The organism is Egicoccus sp. AB-alg6-2, from assembly GCF_041821025.1.
In the GTDB taxonomy this organism is placed as follows: Bacteria; Actinomycetota; Nitriliruptoria; order Nitriliruptorales; family Nitriliruptoraceae; genus Egicoccus.
The window spans coordinates 119,458-138,123 of sequence record NZ_JBGUAY010000007.1; the positions used below are offsets into that span (position 1 = coordinate 119,458).

At 71.2% G+C, this 18,666-nt stretch carries 13 protein-coding genes and 1 pseudogene; all 14 read left to right on the top strand.

Annotated features, from left to right (window positions below):
• Positions 1 to 60: 60 nt before the first annotated feature.
• Positions 61 to 2,769 (top strand): valine--tRNA ligase, encoded by a 2,709-nt coding sequence (locus ACERMF_RS14220; protein ID WP_373669772.1) that lies wholly within the window; start codon positions 61 to 63, stop codon positions 2,767 to 2,769.
• 66 nt (positions 2,770 to 2,835) lie between these two features.
• A complete protein-coding gene (locus ACERMF_RS14225) occupies positions 2,836 to 3,783 on the top strand; it encodes an acyl-ACP desaturase (protein ID WP_373669773.1) in 948 nt (315 codons plus the stop codon).
• Positions 3,784 to 3,835: 52 nt separating this feature from the next.
• Positions 3,836 to 5,335, top strand: a complete 1,500-nt coding sequence (locus tag ACERMF_RS14230) for a folylpolyglutamate synthase/dihydrofolate synthase family protein (protein WP_373669774.1) — start codon at positions 3,836 to 3,838, stop codon at positions 5,333 to 5,335.
• Between the two features lie 80 nt (positions 5,336 to 5,415).
• Positions 5,416 to 5,829 carry a nucleoside-diphosphate kinase gene (ndk, locus tag ACERMF_RS14235; protein WP_373669775.1) on the top strand — a complete coding sequence of 138 codons (414 nt, stop codon included), beginning with the start codon at positions 5,416 to 5,418 and terminating at the stop codon, positions 5,827 to 5,829.
• 142 nt (positions 5,830 to 5,971) lie between these two features.
• Entirely contained in the window at positions 5,972 to 6,487 is a 516-nt protein-coding gene (gene radC, locus ACERMF_RS14240) for a DNA repair protein RadC (protein WP_373669776.1), read from the top strand.
• A gap of 226 nt (positions 6,488 to 6,713) precedes the next feature.
• Positions 6,714 to 7,745 (top strand): rod shape-determining protein, encoded by a 1,032-nt coding sequence (locus tag ACERMF_RS14245; protein ID WP_373669913.1) that lies wholly within the window; start codon positions 6,714 to 6,716, stop codon positions 7,743 to 7,745.
• A gap of 9 nt (positions 7,746 to 7,754) precedes the next feature.
• Positions 7,755 to 8,738 (top strand): rod shape-determining protein MreC, encoded by a 984-nt coding sequence (gene mreC / locus ACERMF_RS14250; RefSeq protein WP_373669777.1) that lies wholly within the window; start codon positions 7,755 to 7,757, stop codon positions 8,736 to 8,738.
• Positions 8,735 to 9,250: a rod shape-determining protein MreD gene (gene mreD, locus ACERMF_RS14255; RefSeq protein WP_373669778.1), complete on the top strand. Its 516-nt coding sequence runs from the start codon at positions 8,735 to 8,737 to the stop codon at positions 9,248 to 9,250. The genes mreC and mreD overlap by 4 nt, the downstream gene beginning before the upstream one ends.
• A 99-nt stretch (positions 9,251 to 9,349) precedes the next feature.
• Entirely contained in the window at positions 9,350 to 11,395 is a 2,046-nt protein-coding gene (mrdA, locus tag ACERMF_RS14260) for a penicillin-binding protein 2 (RefSeq protein WP_373669779.1), read from the top strand.
• Positions 11,396 to 11,482: 87 nt separating this feature from the next.
• Positions 11,483 to 12,667 carry a rod shape-determining protein RodA gene (gene rodA / locus ACERMF_RS14265; RefSeq protein ID WP_373669780.1) on the top strand — a complete coding sequence of 395 codons (1,185 nt, stop codon included), beginning with the start codon at positions 11,483 to 11,485 and terminating at the stop codon, positions 12,665 to 12,667.
• Between the two features lie 4 nt (positions 12,668 to 12,671).
• Positions 12,672 to 13,817, top strand: coding sequence for a sugar MFS transporter (locus tag ACERMF_RS14270; protein WP_373669781.1), 1,146 nt, complete (start codon positions 12,672 to 12,674; stop codon positions 13,815 to 13,817).
• A gap of 183 nt (positions 13,818 to 14,000) precedes the next feature.
• The gene (locus ACERMF_RS14275; protein ID WP_373669782.1) at positions 14,001 to 16,034 is read left to right on the top strand and encodes a TIGR03960 family B12-binding radical SAM protein; all 2,034 of its coding nucleotides are present in this window, start codon (positions 14,001 to 14,003) and stop codon (positions 16,032 to 16,034) included.
• Between the two features lie 104 nt (positions 16,035 to 16,138).
• Positions 16,139 to 16,900: a TIGR03936 family radical SAM-associated protein gene (locus ACERMF_RS14280; protein ID WP_373669783.1), complete on the top strand. Its 762-nt coding sequence runs from the start codon at positions 16,139 to 16,141 to the stop codon at positions 16,898 to 16,900.
• 1,279 nt (positions 16,901 to 18,179) lie between these two features.
• Positions 18,180 to 18,587 (top strand): annotated as a pseudogene (locus ACERMF_RS14285) (ribonuclease E/G); the annotation flags it as partial.
• Positions 18,588 to 18,666 lie beyond the last annotated feature (79 nt).

Genomic DNA, 18,666 nt, shown 5'->3' on the forward strand with positions numbered 1-18,666 from the left:
GGTGCGCGCATCGACCGGGATCGGCTCGGGTGGGCTGGCGGCCATCGCTACGCTCGACCGATGCCGCGCATCGCGCGGGACGCCGACGTTCGAGCCTGCCGAAAGCCAGCCGCCGTGACCGAGTTGTCCAAGGCCTACGACCCCGCCGCCGTGGAGCCCGCGTTGTACGCCGACTGGATCGCGGCGGGGCTGTTCCACGCGGAGCCGGACGCGCCCGGCGAGCCGTACGCGATCGTGATCCCGCCACCGAACGTGACCGGCTCCCTGCACATCGGGCACGCGCTGGACAACGCCATCCAAGACGTCCTGGTCCGGCGGGCCCGCATGCAGGGCAAGAACGCGGTCTGGATCCCGGGCACCGACCACGCCGGGATCGCGACCCAGAACGTGGTGGAGAAGCAGCTCGCGGACGAGGGCACCGACCGCCACGAACTGGGACGCGAAGCCTTTCTCGAGCGCACCTGGCGCTGGCGCGAGGAATCCGGCGGCGTCATCCTGCAGCAGCTGCGCAGGCTGGGGGCGTCGTGCGACTGGGAACGCGAGGCGTTCACCTTCGACGAGGCGCGCTCACGGGCGGTGCGCGAGGTGTTCGTCTCGCTGTACGAGCAGGGCCTGATCTACCGCGGCAACCGCCTCATCAACTGGTGTCCGAGGTGCCGGACCGCCCTGTCCGACATCGAGGTCGAACACGAGGACACGACCGGCGAGCTGGCCACCTTCCGCTACCCGCTGGTGGACACCGAGGGCGCCGGCGACGGTCCTGACGCCATCGAGGTGGCGACGACCCGCGCCGAGACGATGCTCGGCGACACCGCCATCGCGGTCCATCCCGAGGACGAGCGCTACGCCGGCCTCGTCGGCCGCGAGGTCCGCCACCCGTTCCAGGACCGCACCTTCCCCATCGTCGCCGACGACTACGTCGACCCCGAGTTCGGCTCCGGCGCGGTCAAGATCACCCCGGCCCACGACCCCAACGACTACGCGATCGCGCAACGTCACGACCTGCCGATGATCGACATCATGGACGACGACGCGCGACTCACCGACGTGGTGGGGGACCGGTTCGCCGGCATGGACCGCTTCGAGGCGCGCCGCGAGGTGAAGTCGGCCCTCGACGACCTCGGCCTGCTCGTCGGCGTCGAGGACCACACCCACGCGGTCGGCCGCTGCGAACGGTGCAAGACCCCGGTCGAGCCGCGCCTGTCGGACCAGTGGTTCGTGTCGGTGCGGCCGCTGGCGGACAAGGCGGCGCAGGCGATCCGGGACGGTCGCATCGCGTTCGTGCCCGAGAGCCGCGCCAAGCCGTTCCTCGAGTGGCTCGACAACCTGCATGACTGGTGCATCTCGCGTCAGATCTGGTGGGGTCACCGCATCCCGGCCTGGTATGGCCCCGACGGCGAGATCGAGGTGTCGCGGACCGACCTCGACCGGAACGGCTGGGTGCAGGACGCCGACGTCCTCGACACCTGGTTCAGCTCACAGCTGTGGCCCTTCACGACGCTGGGATGGGAGGGCCCGGACACCTCGACGCCGGAGCTCGACACCTGGTTCCCGACCTCGGTGCTGGTCACGGGCTACGACATCAACACCTTCTGGGTCAGTCGGATGGTGATGATCAGCCTGTGGCTGCACGACGAGGTCCCCTTCCGGGTGGTGCACAACCACGGCCTGGTCCGCGACGAGTTCGGCAAGAAGATGTCGAAGTCGTTCGGCAACGTGATGGATCCGCTGCTCCTCATCGACCGCTACGGCGCGGATGCGACCCGCTTCGCGCTGCTGCGCTCCGCGGGGCCGGGTGCGGACGTGCCGCTGGCCGAGGAGTGGGTCGAGGGTGCCAAGCGGTTCGCCAACAAGCTGTGGAACGTGGGCTCGTTCGCCTTGCAACGGCTGGAGGGGACCCGTCCCGGTGCGCTGCCGCCGGCCGATGACCTGACCCTCGAGGACCGCTGGATCCTGTCGCGGCTGGCGTCGGTGCGCGCGGAAGCCGATGCCGGATACGACGCCTACGACTGGCCCGTCGTCAGCCGCTCGCTGTACCACTTCGCCTGGGACGAGCTCGCCGACTGGTACCTCGAGGCCATCAAGGTGCGCCTGTCCGGTGACGACGCGGCGGCCGCCGACGTGGCCCGACGGGTCCTGGCCGTGGTCCTCGACGACCTGCTCCGGTTGCTCGCGCCCGTCATGCCCTTCGTCACCGAAGCGCTGTGGCGGGTGCTGACGGGAGCCGAGGGTGGGACGGACTCGCTGATGGTCGCGTCGTGGCCGTCGGCGCGCGACAGCCACGACCCCGAGGCCGAGCACGACTTCGACGTGGTGCAGGACCTGGTGTCCGAGGTGCGCAAGTTCCGCTCGCAGAACGGCATCGTGCCCTCGGCGAGGTTCGGGATCACGATCGCCAGCGGGCAGCGCGAGCTGCTGGAGTCGCAGGAGGTCCTGGTCCGCTGGCTGGCGGGGCTGTCGGGCCTGACGTTCGTCGACGCGATCGAGGAGCGTCCCGGGACGTCGACGATCGTGTTCGGCAGCGGGAGCGCGCAGGTGGCGCTCGCCGGCCTGATCGACGTCGAGGCGGAGCTCGGCCGGCTCAACCGCGAGCTGGCCAAGGCCGAGGGGGAGTTGCAGCGGGTCGAGGGCAAGCTCGGCAACGCGTCCTTCGTCGAACGTGCGCCCGCCGAGGTCGTGGACCGGGAGCGTGAGCGCCGCGAGGAGCTGCGCCTGCAGATCGGCCAGCTGCGCGAGCAGGTCGACGCGCTGTCGGCGTTGGACGGTTGACATGGGGCTACGGTCCCGTAACTTACGGTGACGTAGCCCCTTCTCCCGCCCCGCCTGGAGCCGTGCATGGCCGTCCGCCTGACCGACCGAGAGTTGCTCGCCGAGCTCGAGCCCGTGGCCGAGGAGGAGCTGCGTCGGCACGAACAGATCGCCGACGAGTGGTTCCCGCACGACTACATCCCGTACTCGATGGGTCGTGACTTCGACAAGGACCCGTGGACGCCGGACCAGTCCCGCCTCACCGGCGTCGCGCAGACGGCCTTCGAGGTCAACCTGCTGACCGAGGACAACCTGCCGAGCTACCACCGCGAGATCCACGAGATGTTCGGGCACGGTGACGGGGCCTGGATCAACTGGGTCCACCGCTGGACCGCCGAGGAGGGCCGTCACTCGATCGTGCTGCGCGACTACCTCGTCGTCACCCGCGCCATGGATCCGGTCGAACTCGAGCGCGGCCGGATGCAGCAGGTCATGACCGGGTACGACAAGGACGGCAAGGACACCCTGCGCGGCATGGCCTACGTGTCGTTCCAGGAGCTCGCGACCCGGATCAGTCACCGCAACACCGGCCGCTATTCGCAGGACCCCGTGGCGGACCGGATCATGGCGCGGATCTCGAAGGACGAGAACCTGCACATGATCTTCTACCGCAACCTGCTGACCGCCTCCATGCGGCTCGACCCGTCGCGCGCGGTGGAAGCCATCGCCGCCGAGGTGATGGCCTTCGAGATGCCGGGGGCGGGCATGCGCAACTTCCAGCGCAAGTCGGTCGAGATCGCCACGGCCGGCATCTACGACCTGCGGGTCCACCACGACGAGGTCGTGTGGCCGTTGCTGCGCCACTGGCGGATCTTCGAGCTCGAGGGGCTCGACGAGGCCGCCGAACAGGCACGCGAGCAACTCGCCGGCTTCCTCGAGGGGCTCGACCAGCTCGCGACCCGCTACGAGGACAAGCGTGCCGCCCGCGAGGCGCGCCGGGCCGCGGCCGCCGCGACGGCGGGCGCCCGGGCCTGACGCCGACACCCACTAGCCTCGGACGCAACTCCCACCGTTCCTGCCGAGGCCCGTGTTGACCCCGACCGACCCCGACTTCGCCCGCGCCCTCGAGGTGCTCGGTTCCCGTGGGCCCGGACGCATGATCCCGGACCTGTCGCGCATCACCCGCCTGGCCCAGCTCCTCGGCGATCCCCAGCTCGCCTATCCCTCGGTGCACGTCACGGGCACCAACGGCAAGGGGTCGGTCGTGCGCATGGTCGGCGCCCTGTGCTCGGCCGCCGGGCTGTCGGCCGGCACCTACACCTCGCCGCACCTGCAGACCATCCGCGAGCGCCTGTCGCTGGCCGGCCGCCCGATCTCCGAGGCGCGCTTCGCCGCAGTCCACGACGAGGTCGAGCTGCTCACCGACCTGCTCGACCAGGCCGCCCGCGAGGCCGGTGGTCCCGGCGCCGACCGGGTCACGTTCTTCGAGCAGCTGACCGCCATGGCCTACTGGTGGTTCGCCGACGTCCCCGTCGACGTCGGCATCTTCGAGGTCGGCATGGGAGGCCGTTGGGACGCGACCAACCTCGTCCGTGGCGAGGTCGCCGTGATCAACGAGATCGACCTCGACCACCCCCAGCTCGGCGGGACACCCGCCGAGATCGCCACGGAGAAGGTCGGCATCATCAAGCCGGGCGCGCACGTGGTCGTCGCGCGCCAACACCCCGAGGTCGACGCGGTCATCGACGAGGCCGTAGCCGCCGCCGGCGCCACGCTCTGGCGCGCCGGCGAGGACTTCGACGTCGTCGACCGTCGCGTCGCCATCGGCGGACAACTGCTCGAGCTTCGGGTCGGCGAGCGCACCGTCGACGACGTGCTGCTGCCCCTGTTCGGCGAGCACCAGGCCCGCAACGCGTCGCTGGCCCTGGCGGCCTTCGTCGCACTGACACGCGACAGCTTCGCCGCCATGGAGGACGACGTCGTCCGCCACGGCCTCGGGGCGGTCGTCGTCCCGGGTCGGCTCGAGATCGTCCACCGCGAGCCCACCATCGTCCTCGACGGCGCCCACAACCCGCACGGTGCACGGGCGTCCGCCGCGGCCCTCGACGAGGCGTTCGGCTTCCGCGAGTTGGTGCTCGTCGCCGCGTGCCTCGACGACAAGGACATCCCCGGCATCCTGCGCGCGTTCCGCGACGTCGCCTCGCACGTGGTCGTCACGGTGGCCGACTCGCCGCGCGCCGCCGACCTCGCCCGCATGCGGGACGCGGCGGTCGAGGTGTGGGACGGCACGGGCACCGCCGTCGAGGTGGCCGACGACGTCGGCGCCGCGCTGGCGCTCGCCGAGAGCGTCGCCGGCGAGGGCGACGGCATCCTGGTCGTCGGCTCGCTGCACACCGTGGGCGCCGCCCGCGACCGCTACCTGCCGGTCGAGGACGACGGCGACGAGGTCGTGCTCGAACCCGACGACCTCGACGACGCCGACATGCGGGGCGACCTCGCCGACGAGGCCGACGAGCTGTCGGCGTTGCTCGCCGACGACGACGCCTTCCAGCGGGCCCTCGACCGGCTGATCGACGAGGACCCCTGATCGGCGAGTTGTCGCCGCCGTGCCCGACCGGGCACGCTTCCGCGCCCCATCCCTTTCCTCCCGATGCAAGGACTGCCCCCGTGGCCATCGAACGCACCCTCATCCTCGTCAAGCCCGACGGCGTCAAGCGCGGCCTGGTCGGCGAGGTCGTCGCCCGTATCGAGCGCAAGGGCTTCACGCTCGAAGCCATGGAACTGCGCACCCTCGAGCGCGAGAAGGCCGAGGAGCACTACGCCGAGCATGCGGACAGGCCGTTCTTCGGTGAGCTGGTCGACTTCATCACCTCGGCGCCGCTGGTCGCAATGTGCGTTTCGGGCGAGGGTGCGATCGCCGGCATGCGCACGCTGATGGGCGCCACCAACCCGCTCGAGGCGACGCCCGGCAGCATCCGCGGCGACTTCGCGACCCAGATCGGCGAGAACATCGTGCACGGCTCCGATGGGACCGAGAGCGCCCAGCGCGAGCTCGGCATCTTCTTCCCCGGCCGGTTCTGAGCCGGCGGCGGTGACGGTCGTCGCGGTCCGCGGCTGCCGTGCCACGCGGTGGCCGCGGTCCACAGGCTGACGACGGCCCGGGCACGGGGGTGACCGGCCGTGGGGCAGGCTTCGGCCTGTTCCACCGCCCAGGAGCCCGCGCTTGGACACCGTCGCCGCCACCACCCACCCCGCATCCGCCGCCGTCTGGCGCCACGGCGCCGCCTCGGGCGCCGTGGCGCACCTCGACACCCCCTGTGCGGCCTGCGCCCCGACGGCGTTCGTCGCCGGACCGCCCGGGCGGACCGCGGTGACCGGCCCCGAAGCGGCGGCGGACGTGCTCGTCCCCCAGCTGGCCGTGCGCGACCGCGAGCGTTGTGTCGCGGCGTTCCTCGACACCAAGCACCGGCTGCTCGGCACGACGACGGTCAGCATCGGCTCGATCGACCACACGTTCATGGCCCCGCGCGAGGTCTTCCGGGACGCGTTGCTCGCCAACGCCTCGGCGCTGGTGCTGGCGCACAACCATCCCTCCGGTGACCCCGAGCCGTCGCAGGACGACGAACTGGTGACCCGGCGACTTGCCCGGGCGGGGGAGCTGCTGGGGGTCGCCCTGCTCGACCACCTCGTCGTCGGCGGCGCCGACTGGGTCAGCCTGGCCCGACGCGGCGTGATCTGATGCCCGGCCCACGTCCGCACCCTCCGGCGCGACCCGACGGACGGCGACCCGCGCGGGCCGTCACTAGGACGCGGGTCCTGCCTGCAGGTGTTAGCATCGCCGCGGCCCAAGGGGCGTACGCTGGTGCGCGTGCCCCGGTGCGGCACAGCGGTCCCCGCTCGCGTCGGTGCAGCGGCCGTTCGTCCCCCATTCCCCGAGCCCGGCAGGTTTTCCCGTGGCTGCGAACATCGGCAACACCTTCCAGTTCCTCGGCCGTGACATGGCCGTGGACCTCGGTACCGCCAACACGCTCGTGTACGTGCGTGGCCGGGGCATCGTCCTCAACGAGCCCTCGGTCGTGGCCATCAACACCAAGAACGGCGCCATCCTCGCCGTCGGCGCCGAGGCCAAGCGGATGATCGGCCGCACGCCCGGCCACATCATGGCGATCCGGCCGCTCAAGGACGGCGTCATCGCCGACTTCGACGTCACCGAGAAGATGCTGCGCTACTTCATCCAGGCGGTGCACAAGCGCCGGTTCCTGGCCAAGCCGCGCGTCGTGGTGTGTGTGCCCTCCGGGATCACCGGCGTCGAGCAGCGTGCGGTCGAGGAAGCCACCATTCAGGCCGGCGCCCGCGCCGCCTACATCATCGAGGAGCCCATGGCCGCCGCCATCGGCTCGGGCCTGCCGGTGCACGAACCGGCCGGCAACATGGTGGTCGACATCGGTGGTGGGACCACCGAGGTCGCCGTGATCTCGCTGGGCGGCATCGTCACCAGCCAGTCGATCCGCATCGGCGGCGACGAACTCGACGACGCGATCATCTCCTACGTCAAGAAGGAGTACTCGCTGATGCTCGGCGAGCGCACCGCCGAGGAGATCAAGATGGCGATCGGCTCGGCGTTCCCGCTCGCCGACGAGCCGCACGCCGAGATCCGCGGTCGCGACCTGGTCTCGGGGCTCCCCAAGACGATCATCGTCAGCGCCGACGAGATCCGGAAGGCGATCGAGGAACCGGTCAACGCCGTCATCGACGCGGTCAAGAACACCCTCGACAAGACGCCGCCGGAACTCGCGGCCGACATCATGGACAAGGGCATCGTGCTCACCGGTGGCGGCGGTCTGCTGCGCGGGCTCGACGAGCGGCTCAAGCACGAGACCGGGATGCCGATCCACATCACCGAGAACCCGCTGTCCTCGGTGGCCATCGGGTCGGGCAAGTGCCTCGAGGAGTTCGAAGCCTTGAAGAAGGTCCTGATCTCCTCGTCGCGCCACTAGTACCGGGCGGTGTTCCAACGTCGACGTGCACGTCTGCTGCTCGTCGTCCTGGTCCTGCTGTCGCTGGTGCTGGTCACCGTCGACTTCCGGTCCGGCGACGACGGGCCGCTCGAAGGGCTGCGGGGCGGCCTGACCGCCCTGTTCCGGCCCGTCCAGGACGGTCTGGTCACGCTGGTCCGCCCGATCGGTGACGCCGCCGGCGGCGTCGGTGAACTCTTCCGCGCCCGCTCGGAGAACGAGCAGTTGCGCCGTGAGGTCGAGGCGCTGCGCGAGCGCCGGCGGTCGGTCGCCGACATCCAGCGCGAGAACGACGACCTGCGCGAACTGCTCGGGATGCGCGACCACACCGGCGTGGAGGCGGTCGCCGCCCGGGTCGTCGCCCTCGGTCCCACCGGCTTCGAGTGGACCGTGGTCATCGACGTCGGTCGCGCCGACGGCATCGAGCGCGACATGCCCGTCATCAATGGCGACGGGTTGGTCGGTCGCGTCATCCAGGTCGAGGAGCGCGCCTCACGCGTGCTGCTGGCCATCGACCCCAACTTCGGAGCGCCGGCGCGCCACGCCGCCAACGGCGAGACCGGCACCGTCATCGGGCGCGGTGGTGAACCGATGCTGTTCCAGCCGTTCGACCCCGAGGCCACCCTCGAGGTGGGCGACGAGATCGTCACGTCCGCCTACCAGTCGGGCGCTTTTCCCGGCGGCATCCCGATCGGGTCCGTCTCCGCCATCGGCGAGGTCTCGGCCGGGTTGGTGCTCGACGTGCAGGTGCGCCCGTTCGTGGACTTCACCCGGATCCACCACGTACTGGTGGTGACCAGCGAACCGGTGGCGGACCTGCCGCCGTTCGACGAGGCGCCCGACCCGGTGTTCACCCCGCCGCCGGGACCCGCCACGGCGGACGGGCGCGAGGACGAGGACGCCGCGGCCGACGATGAGGACGGCGAGGGTGAGGGTGGCGACGGTGACGGGAACGCCGGCGAGGACGGAACGTGATCCTGCGCGTGCTCGTCGTCGCGCTGCTGCTGGTGACCGCCGCGCTGCTGCAGACCGCGCTGTTCCCGTTCGTCAGCCTCGGTGGGTTCCGTCCGGACCTGCTGCTGCTGGTGACGCTGGCCATCGGCCTGCGCGACGGGCCCCTCGCCGGGCTGCGGGTCGGCTTCTCGGCCGGCCTGCTGGTCGACCTGCTCGTGTCCCAGTCGCCGGTCGGTCTGGCCGCGCTGGTCTACACCGCCATCGGGTTCACGGTCGGGCTCGCCCGCCCCTACGTCGCGCCGGAATCCGTCACCGCCCCCGTGATCCTGGCCTTCCTGACCGGCCTGCTGGGCACGGCCTCCTACGGCGTGCTCGCTCTGCTGCTCGGCGAGGACCGCATCACCCCGCTGTTGCTGCTGCAGGGCTCCTTCGCCGTCGCGCTCTACAACACCCTGCTGGCGCCGATCGTGCTGGCGGCCGTCCGCGTCCTCTCCAGTCGGTTCCCGCTGTCGGGGCCGGGTCTGGTGGATTGACCGGGCTTGGTACCGTGGGCCGCGCCGGTCCGTGGCCCACCGGCGGGCCCCTCCGTCATCCGTGTTCGTGCAGCCCCTCGCACCCCTCCAGTGAGCCACATGGCGAACTCCGATTCCTCGTCCGCCCTGCGCTTGACGTTCCTCACGGTCCTCGTGATCGCCCTGTTCCTGGCGTTGTTCTCGCGGCTGTGGTTTCTGCAGGTGCTCGCCGGTGACCGCTTCGCCGAGCTGGCCGACACCAACCGGCTCCGGACGGTCTACGTCGACGCGCCGCGGGGGCGGATGCTCGACCGCGAGGGGGACGAGCTGGTCAAGAACCGGCCATCGTTGACCATCAGCGCCGACCGCCAGCTGCTGCTCGACGGGGCCGGCGAACCGGCCGACGAGACCGCCGAGAAGGTGCTCGAGCGCCTCTCGCAGCTGTTGCAGCTCGACCGCGAGGCCGTCGTCGAGCGGATGACCAGCCAGCACTACAGCCCCCTCGGGCACATCCCGATCGCCTTCGACGTGACCCAGGAGGTGGTGTACGCCGTCCGCAGCCAGCAGGAGTTGTTCCCGGGCGTGATCGCCGAGGTGCTGCCGGTCCGCACGTATCCGCACGGCGAGCTCGCCGCCCACCTCGTCGGCTACCTCAACCAGATCAGCCGGGAGCAGCTCGCCGACCCCGCCTTCGCGGAGTACCGCGGCGGTGAGCAGGTGGGCCGAACGGGGCTCGAGGCGGTCTACGAGGCCGACCTGCGGGGGCGTCCGGGCCGGCGCACCCTCGAGGTCACGGCCCGCAACACCGTCATCGACGTCGTGGCCGAGACCGAGGCCAGGTCCGGCAACGACCTGGTCACCTCGCTCGACCTCGACCTGCAGCAGGCGGTCGAGACCCTGCTCGCCGACGGGATCGTGGCCAGCCGCGACGAGATCCACACCGCCAGCGGCCGCAACCTGCCCTCGCCCGCCGGTTCGGCGGTGGTGCTCGACCCGCGCGACGGGCGGGTGCTCGCCATGGCGTCGTATCCGACCTTCGATCCGAGCGAGTTCGTCGGTGGGCTGTCCAGCGAGTACGCGCGCTACCTGTTCCCCGACCTCGCCGCCGGGGACGAGGACACCCACGCGCCCATGCTCAACCGCAACATCCAGGGCGAGTACCCACCCGGGTCGGTGTTCAAGACGGTCACCGGCGCCGCGTTCATGGAGGCGGGCCTGACCGGGCCCGAGACGACGGTGCCGTGTCCGGGCTCCTACGAGGTGGGCGGGATCACCTTCCGCAACTGGAACAACGTCGACGAGGGGCCGATGGCCCTGGCGCAGGCGCTCCGGCGCTCCTGCGACACCTACTTCTACGATCTCGCCTATCGCCAGTGGCAGCGTGAGCAGAGCCAGACCGAACCCAACGAGATCCTGCCCGAGGTCGCCGAGCGGTTCGGTTTCGGCCGGCGCCTCGGCATCGACCTGCCCTCGGAGCTGACCGGCTACGTGCCAAGCCGTGCCCTGAAGCAGCAGCGCTGGCTCGAGCGCCGCGACCTGTGGTGCGCGCAGGCCGAGGAGTCCGAGCCCGGCTCGTACCGTCGCGCGGTGCTCGAGGACAACTGCGTCTCCGGCGGTGCCTGGCGCGGCGGGGACGCGGTCAACAGCTCGATCGGACAGGGCGAGATCCTGACCACCCCCCTGCAGGTCGCGGCGCACTACGCCGCGATCGCCAACGGCGGGACGATCCACCAACCGCTGCTCGGGATGCGGATCGTCGGGGCGGACGGCGAGGTGGTCCGTGAGATCGTCCCGGAGGTCGTGAGCGAGCTCGGCCTCGACGACGCCGAACTCGCCGCCATCCGGCGCGGCCTCGAGGAGGTCGTCATGCACGAGCGCGGCACCGCGTACGGCGCGTTCCAGCGTGGCACCCCGTTCCCGCTCGACGAGATCCCGATCGCCGGCAAGACGGGGACCGCCGAACTCAAGCCCAAGGTGCCCTACGCGTGGTTCGCCGCGTACGCCCCGGCGAACGACCCGCAGTACGTGGTCGTCGTCAACGTCGAGGAAGGTGGTGGCGGCTCGCAGACCGCGGCTCCGATCGCACGCAACATCTTCGAGCACATCTTCGGCATCGTCGACGCCGAGGACAACCAGTTCGACTCGGGCGACCCCATCTACGACTGATCGTTTCTCGACACCGGGTGGTTCGATCGCGCAGGCGATCCCGCCACGGGCGACCGCACGTGGCAACGAGTGATGGAGAGGAGGGAGGTGACCGTGGAAGCAGGATTCGGGCAGGACCGCGCCGAGAAGATGATGCGCGAGCGCGTGCAGGCTCGCTGGCAGGACGCCTATGCGCCGGTCAAGCACCTCGACCCCATCCTGGTGCTCACGGCCCTCGGGCTCAGCGCCATCGGGCTCGTGATGATCTACAGCGCCAAGCTCGCGGCGCTCAACCAACAGGGCCTGCCGACGACCTGGTACGTCAGCCGCCAACTGATGGCGCTGGTGATCGGCATCGTCGTGCTGGTCGGTGCGGCGGTCATCGACTACCGCCACCTGCGCAGTTACGCGGTCGTGCTGTACGCCGCCTCGCTGGGCTTCCTGGTCCTGGTCCTGACCGGGCTCGGGACCGCGCGGGGCGGGTCGCAGCGCTGGATCGTGCTGGGCGGCTTCCAACTGCAGCCCTCGGAGATCGCGAAGGTCGCCGTGTTGATCACGGTGGCCGCCTGGATCCACGAGCGTAAGGGAGAGCCCTGGCTGCCCACGGTGGCGGTCTCGCTGGTGCTGACCCTGATCCCGATGGGGCTGGTCTTCCTCCAGCCCGACCTCGGCACCTCGCTGGTGTTCATCTGGATGCTCGCGGTGCTGTTCCTGGTCGGGCGGGTCCCGACGCGTTACCTCGCGGGACTGGGGGTGGCGGGGATCGCCGCCGCCGTGTTCGCCATCACCCAGGACCTGCTCGACCAGTACCAGCTCAACCGGTTGACCGCCTTCGCCCGGGCCGGTGACCCGAGCCTCGATCGGAACCTGCGCTTCCAGACCGAGCAGTCCGAGATCGCGATCGGTTCCGGGCAGGTGTTCGGCAAGGGCCTGTTCCAGGGCACCCAGACGTCGCTGGCCTTCGTCCCGGAGAACCACACGGACTTCATCTTCACGGTCGTGGGCGAGGAGTTCGGGTTCTTCGGCGCCAGCATCGTGCTCGCCCTGTTCCTGGTCCTCATCTGGCGCGGGTTGCGGATCGCGATGCTGTCCAAGGACCTGTTCGGCACGCTGCTCGCCTCCGGGGTCGTGGCGATGCTCGCACTGCAGGTCTTCATCAACGTCGGCATGAACGTCGGCATCATGCCGGTCACCGGGCTCCCGCTGCCCTTCATCAGCTACGGCGGCACGTCGCTGATCGTGTGGTTCGGCCTGGTCGGGTTGCTGCTCAACGTCCACATGCGTCGGTTCTGAACCGGTGACCGACAGCCGGACCGTCACGGAACCGACCGCGTTCCGGTTGCCCCGCGCCGCGCTGCTCGGCGGCTTCCTCGGCTTCTTCGTCTCCGGCGGCGTCGCCGCCCTCTACGGTCCGTCCGCGCCGGCGTTCCGGCGCCTGTTCGAGGTCAGCGAGTTCACCTCGGGGCTGCCGGCGTCCGTCCATCCGCTCGCCGCGCTCGTCGGCGTCCTCGGGTGGGCCGCCGCGACGCGACGTGGTGTCTCGGCGCGCCTGCTGGCCGCGGGCGCGGGCGTGCTCGCGATCGGCGCCGTCGCGCTCGCCGCGGCACCGTCGATGGCGCTCGTGCTCGCCACCGCGGTACTGGTCGGGGTCGGCTTCGGGGTGCTCTCCAACGGGATGAACTCGGTCTATCCGCGCGACACGGGGCCGCGCACGCCGACCGTCGTGGTGTGCATGCACGGCGTGTTCGGCGTCGGGGCGGTGACCCTTCCCCTGGTGCTGTCGCTGGTGGGTCACCGCGTCGCCTTCCTCGTCGTCGGAATGCTCGCCCTGCTCGCGATCGTGCCGATGGCGGCGACCGCCACCCCGCCGGCGGCAGCGATCGACCTGCGGGGGTCGCCGACCCCACGGCGTCACGTCCTGGCGTTCTCGCTCGTGTTCGGCACCTATGTCGCGGTCGAGGCCGCGACGGCGACCTGGCTCGCGACCTACGTCGAGTTCCGCGGCTGGGACCAGGGCGCGGCCGCCAGGTGGACGTCGGGCTTCTGGCTCGCCATCACGGGCGGACGGTTCCTGTTCGCGCTCGTGCTCCACCGCATCCGTCCGGGGCGACTGGTGCAGATCGTGCTGCCCCTGGCCGCCGTGGCGCTCGGCCTGGCGAGCGTGCCGAGGCTGGCGCCCTACGCGCTGGTCGCGGCCGGGTTGTTCTTCGCCCCGGTCTTCCCGACGGCCATGGTGTGGCTGCCGCGGGCCCTGCCGGATGCCCAGGGCGCGACCACCGCCGCGATCCTGGCGGCCATCATCGGCGCGTCGTTGTCGCCGTTCCTCGTCGGCTTGGTGGGCTCGCTCATCGGGCTGGCCGCCATCCCGGTCGCGCTCGCCCTGCTGGCACTGCTCGCCGCGGTCGTGGCCCGCACCGTCGGCACGAGGTTGGGGCACGGCTGACGCCCCGCGGCCCGTGTGCGGGTACCGAGGGCATTGGTACGCTGAACGGCGATCGAGACCCCGGCCAGGGCATCGCACGCGCTCGCCGGCCCGGGGTCCCGCTGCCAGGTGCGCCGCCCACGGTCCATGCGTCGTCGAATCGTCCCGGACCGGCCGCACCCACTCACCGGTCTCGGAGGCACCATGCTCGGCACCGCGCCGACGACGCCCGTACCCGCCACTCCCGCGCGCGGCGAGCGGGCCGCGTACCGCCGTCCGGGTGACGCCGCCCGGGTCCCGCCCGGGTACTACGCCGCCCTCGAGCCGCTGCTGCCGCTGGTGCGCAAACCGGCGCAGTACGTCGGCGGCGAGCACAACCAGGTCGTGACCCCGTGGACGGCGGTCCAGACGCGGTGGCTGCTGTGCTACCCCGACACCTACGAGGTGGGCCAGCCCAACCAGGGCATCCAGATCCTCTACGAGCTGCTCAACGAACGGGCGACGTCGTCGGCGGAGCGCCTCTACGCGCCGTGGACCGACCTCGAGGCGCTGATGCGCGAGCACGGCATCCCGGCGTTCTCGCTCGAGGAGCACCGCCCGGTGTGGGCGTTCGACGTGCTCGGGGTCTCCCTACCGCACGAGCTCGGCCACACCAACCTGCTCAACCTGCTCGACCTCGGCGCCGTCCCCATCCACGCCGACCAGCGCACGGCCGAGGACCCGGTCGTCCTCGTCGGTGGCCATGCCGCCTACAACCCCGAGCCGCTGGCGCCCTTCATCGATGCGGCCGTCATGGGCGACGGTGAGCAGGTGACGCTGGAGATCGACGACGTGGTCCGCGCGTGGAAGCACGCCGACGGTGCGGACCGCCGCCAGCTCCTGCGCGAACTCGCCCGGGTCGAGGGGGTCTACGTCCCCGCCTTCTACACCCCCCGCTACACCGACGACGGCCGGCTCAAGGCCACGGTCCCGACCGAGCCGGGGGTCCCGTCGATCGTGCCGAAGCGCACGATCCAGGACCTCGAGGAGTGGCAGTACCCGAAGCAGCAGATCGTGCCGATGACCGAGACGGTGCACGAGCGCTTCAGCGTCGAGATCTTCCGCGGCTGCACCCGCGGATGCCGTTTCTGTCAGGCCGGCATGATCACGCGCCCGGTCCGCGAACGTCGCCCCGAGACGGTGCAGAAGCTGGTCGAGGAAGGGGTGCGCAACACCGGTTTCGAAGAGGTCGGCCTGCTGTCGCTGTCCTCGGCCGACCACTCCGCCATCGGCCCCATCGCCCGCGACCTCGCCGACGCCTACGAGGGCACCGTCACGTCGCTGTCGCTGCCCTCGACCCGCGTCGACGCCTTCAACGTGACCCTGTCGAACGAGCTGTCGCGCAACGGTCGGCGCACCGGGCTCACGTTCGCGCCGGAGGCCGGCTCCGAGCGCATGCGCGCCGTGATCAACAAGATGGTGTCCGAGGCGGACCTGCTGCGGACGGCCGAGACCGCCTTCAGCGAGGGTTGGCGTCACATCAAGCTCTACTTCATGGTCGGGCTGCCCACCGAGACCGACGAGGACGTGCTCGCCATCGCCGACCTCGGCATCAAGACCTACGAGGTCGCGCGCCGCTACGGCCGCGCGAACAAGGTCACCATCTCGGTCGGCGGCTTCGTGCCCAAGCCCCACACGCCGTTCCAGTGGGCGCCGCAGGACTCGCCGGACGAGATCCGGCGGAAGCTGTCGCTGATCCGTCACGCCATCAAGGACCACGGGAACCTGAAGCTGCGCACCAACGATCCCGAGGAAGGGGTCATCGAGGGCCTGCTCGCACGCGGCGACCGTCGTGTCGCGCCCGCCGTCGAGCGTGCCTGGCGTCTCGGCGCCCGCTTCGACGGCTGGCACGAGATGCCGACCCTGGCGACCTGGCAGCAGGCCATGGACGAGACCGGCGTGTCGCTGGACTGGTTCAGCTACCGGGAGCGCGACGAGAACGAGGCCCTGCCCTGGGACCACCTCGACAGCGGCCTGGAGAAGGGCTGGCTGTGGGAGGACTGGCAGGATGCCCGCGCCGACAAGCAACTCGACGACTGCCGCTGGTCGCCCTGTTACGACTGCGGTGTCTGCCCGGGGCTGAGCATCGAGCACGACACCGGCTACACCGGCGGCTTCCAGCTTCCGGTGCTCCCCTCCGGCCTGGGTGGAAAGGACACCCTGCCGACCACGCCCGAGCGATACGCCTCCGGCGGCTAGGGTTCGCGCTCCGCCCGGTGCCACGAGCCCAGGGGAGCGAACAACCCGCACCGCCGGTCACGCGCGGCGACCGCCGCGCCGGATCAACCCGACCTGGAGGACCCGTGCCGCAGCAGCGGATCCGCATCCGGTGGACCAAGGAAGGTCGCACGCGCTTCGTCTCGGCGCGCGACCTGACCTCGGTCTGGGAGCGGGCACTGCGCCGGGTCGATCTTCCGATCGCGTACTCCGAGGGATTCACCCCGCACGCGAAGGTGTCGTTCCCCGATGCGTTGTCCGTCGGCTACACCTCGACGGGCGAGTACGCCGAATTGACCTTCGCCGCCCCGATCGTCCCGGACCGGGACCTGGCGCGGCTGTCCGCGACCCTCCCCGAGGGCATGGACATCACGACCTACCTGGAAGTGCCCGACGGCGCGCCGAAGCTGGCACGCATGTTGCGGGCCACCCTCTGGGAGCAGGAATGGCCCAGTGCCGACGCCGCCGCATTGGCGGACCTGCTCCGACGACGCAGCGACGAGCTGCTGGCGGCCGAGCACGCCGAGGTCGTCCGACACCGCCCTGATGGCGACCGGACGATCGACGTGCGACCCGCCGTACTCGCCATCGCCGTGTCGCATCGCGCCGAGCCGGGCGGCACCGCCGCGCCGGCCAGCGCCCGCACCGTTCTCCGTGCGGTGCTCCGCAACGACGGCCCCACCGTTCGACCCCACGACCTGCTGTCCGCGCTCGGACGCGGCGACGTCGCCGACCCTCCGACCACCCGCAGGGTGGCGCAGGGCGAGCACGTCACCGACGGCCTGCGCGAGGCCCTCAGTGGCCAGGTCGAACCGCTGGTCCTGCACGTCGATGCGGAGGCCGCCTGACCAAGCGAGCCCCCAAGTGACCGATCCCACCGAGTCCGAGACCCCCGACACCGAGGAGTCCCCCCGCACCGAGAGCACCCGCAACCGCAGCCGCTCACGCGGCACGACCTCGACGCGCACGCGTTCGCGCAGTCGTGCCTCCGACGCCGCGAAGGAAGCGAGCGCGTCCTCCGAGCACGCGTCGTCCGACGCTGCGGCGGCGGGCGACGCTGCTGGTGCCGGGGAAGCCGTCTCCGATGCGCCGGCGCGCGGGCGCAAGACCTCGTCGCGCAAGAGCAGCGGGCGAAAGACCACGTCGAGGAAGAAGGCGACGGCGGACACGACCGACGCGCCCGAGGGCGACGCGCCCGAGGTCGCGTCTTCCTCGCAGGACCGCGACGACACGCCTCGAGGGCGAGGCCGCCGGGCCGCACCGAAGACGGACACCGACGGCAGCGACGGCGATGACGCCGACGAACGCGGCGACGGCGGGAAGCGCGGCGGCGATGCCGGCCGCGACACGGACCAGCGGTCGTCCGCCGACCGCGACACCACGGACGACGCCGGTGACGACGAGGGCGGCCGACGCCGACGCCGGCGTGGGCGTCGCGGACGGGGCGGTCGCGGACGCGGCGGTGGCCGGGGCGGCAACGGCCGAGGCGACGGCAACGGTGGTGAGGCACGGCCGTCCGACGACGACACGCGGGCGGACGACGAACCGGCGTCGCGGACGGCGGGGAGCCGTCGCAAGGAGCAGGTGTCGACGTCCTCCGACGACGACGCGCATCACGACGAGGACAGCGTCGAAGCGGCCATGGCCAAGGGCGGCACCCGCCTCGCCGCCAAGCGCAAGAGCCGCAACGGCGGGGGTGGCAACGGCGGTGGCAACGGACGCGGCCGCGGGCAACGCCCCGGTGGGGTGTCCGAGGAGGTCCGCCGCGCCATCCTCGAGGGGCCGCCGCGCACCATGCTGGTGACCGCCCGGGCCGACCGGACCCAGATCGCGGTGCTCGAGGACCGCACCGTGGTCGAGCACTACGTCACCCGCAAGGAGGACGTCACCTACGTCGGCAACATCTACATGGCACGGGTGCAGAACGTCCTGCCGGGCATGGAGGCCGCCTTCCTCGACATCGGCAAAGGTCGCAACGGCGTGTTGTACGCCGGTGAGGTCCTCTACGACGAGCTCGACCTCGAGGAGGGCGCCGAGGAGCGCATCGAGAACGTCCTCAAGCCGGGCCAGAAGGTGTTGGTGCAGGTCACCAAGGACCCGATGGGATCCAAGGGGCCCCGCCTGACCATGCACCTGTCGCTCGCCGGCCGCTACATGGTGCTGGCGCCGAACTCCGACCTGTTCGGAATCTCGCGCAAGCTCACCGATCGCGAGCGCGACCGCCTGCGCAAGCTGGTCAAGAAGGTCAAGCCGTCCGAGCACGGCGTCATCGTGCGCACGGCGGCCGAGGGCGCCACCGACGAGCAGATCACGGCCGACCTCGAGCGCCTGCTCGCCAAGTGGCAGCGCGTCGAGGACGCCGCCGAGGGGGCGAAGGCGCTCACGACCGTCTACGAGGAGCCCCCGCTGGTCGTCAAGGTGATCCGCGACAACTTCGGTCCGGAGTTCGAGCGCTGCATCGTCGACGACGAGGACCTCTACACCCAGGTGCGCGACTACCTCGAGGAGGTGGCGCCCGAGCTGTTGGACAAGGTCGAGCTGTACGGCGCACCGACCACGGACGCGCGGTCGAAGGCCGCCGGTGCGCCGTCGGCGGACGGCACCAGCCCGGCCG

Coding starts and splice junctions, on each gene's coding strand:
- ACERMF_RS14220 (WP_373669772.1), top strand. CDS start 61: ATGCCGCGCATCGCGCGGGACGCCGACGTTCGAGCCTGCCGAAAGCCA.
- ACERMF_RS14225 (WP_373669773.1), top strand. CDS start 2,836: ATGGCCGTCCGCCTGACCGACCGAGAGTTGCTCGCCGAGCTCGAGCCC.
- mrdA (WP_373669779.1), top strand. CDS start 9,350: ATGGCGAACTCCGATTCCTCGTCCGCCCTGCGCTTGACGTTCCTCACG.
- ACERMF_RS14275 (WP_373669782.1), top strand. CDS start 14,001: ATGCTCGGCACCGCGCCGACGACGCCCGTACCCGCCACTCCCGCGCGC.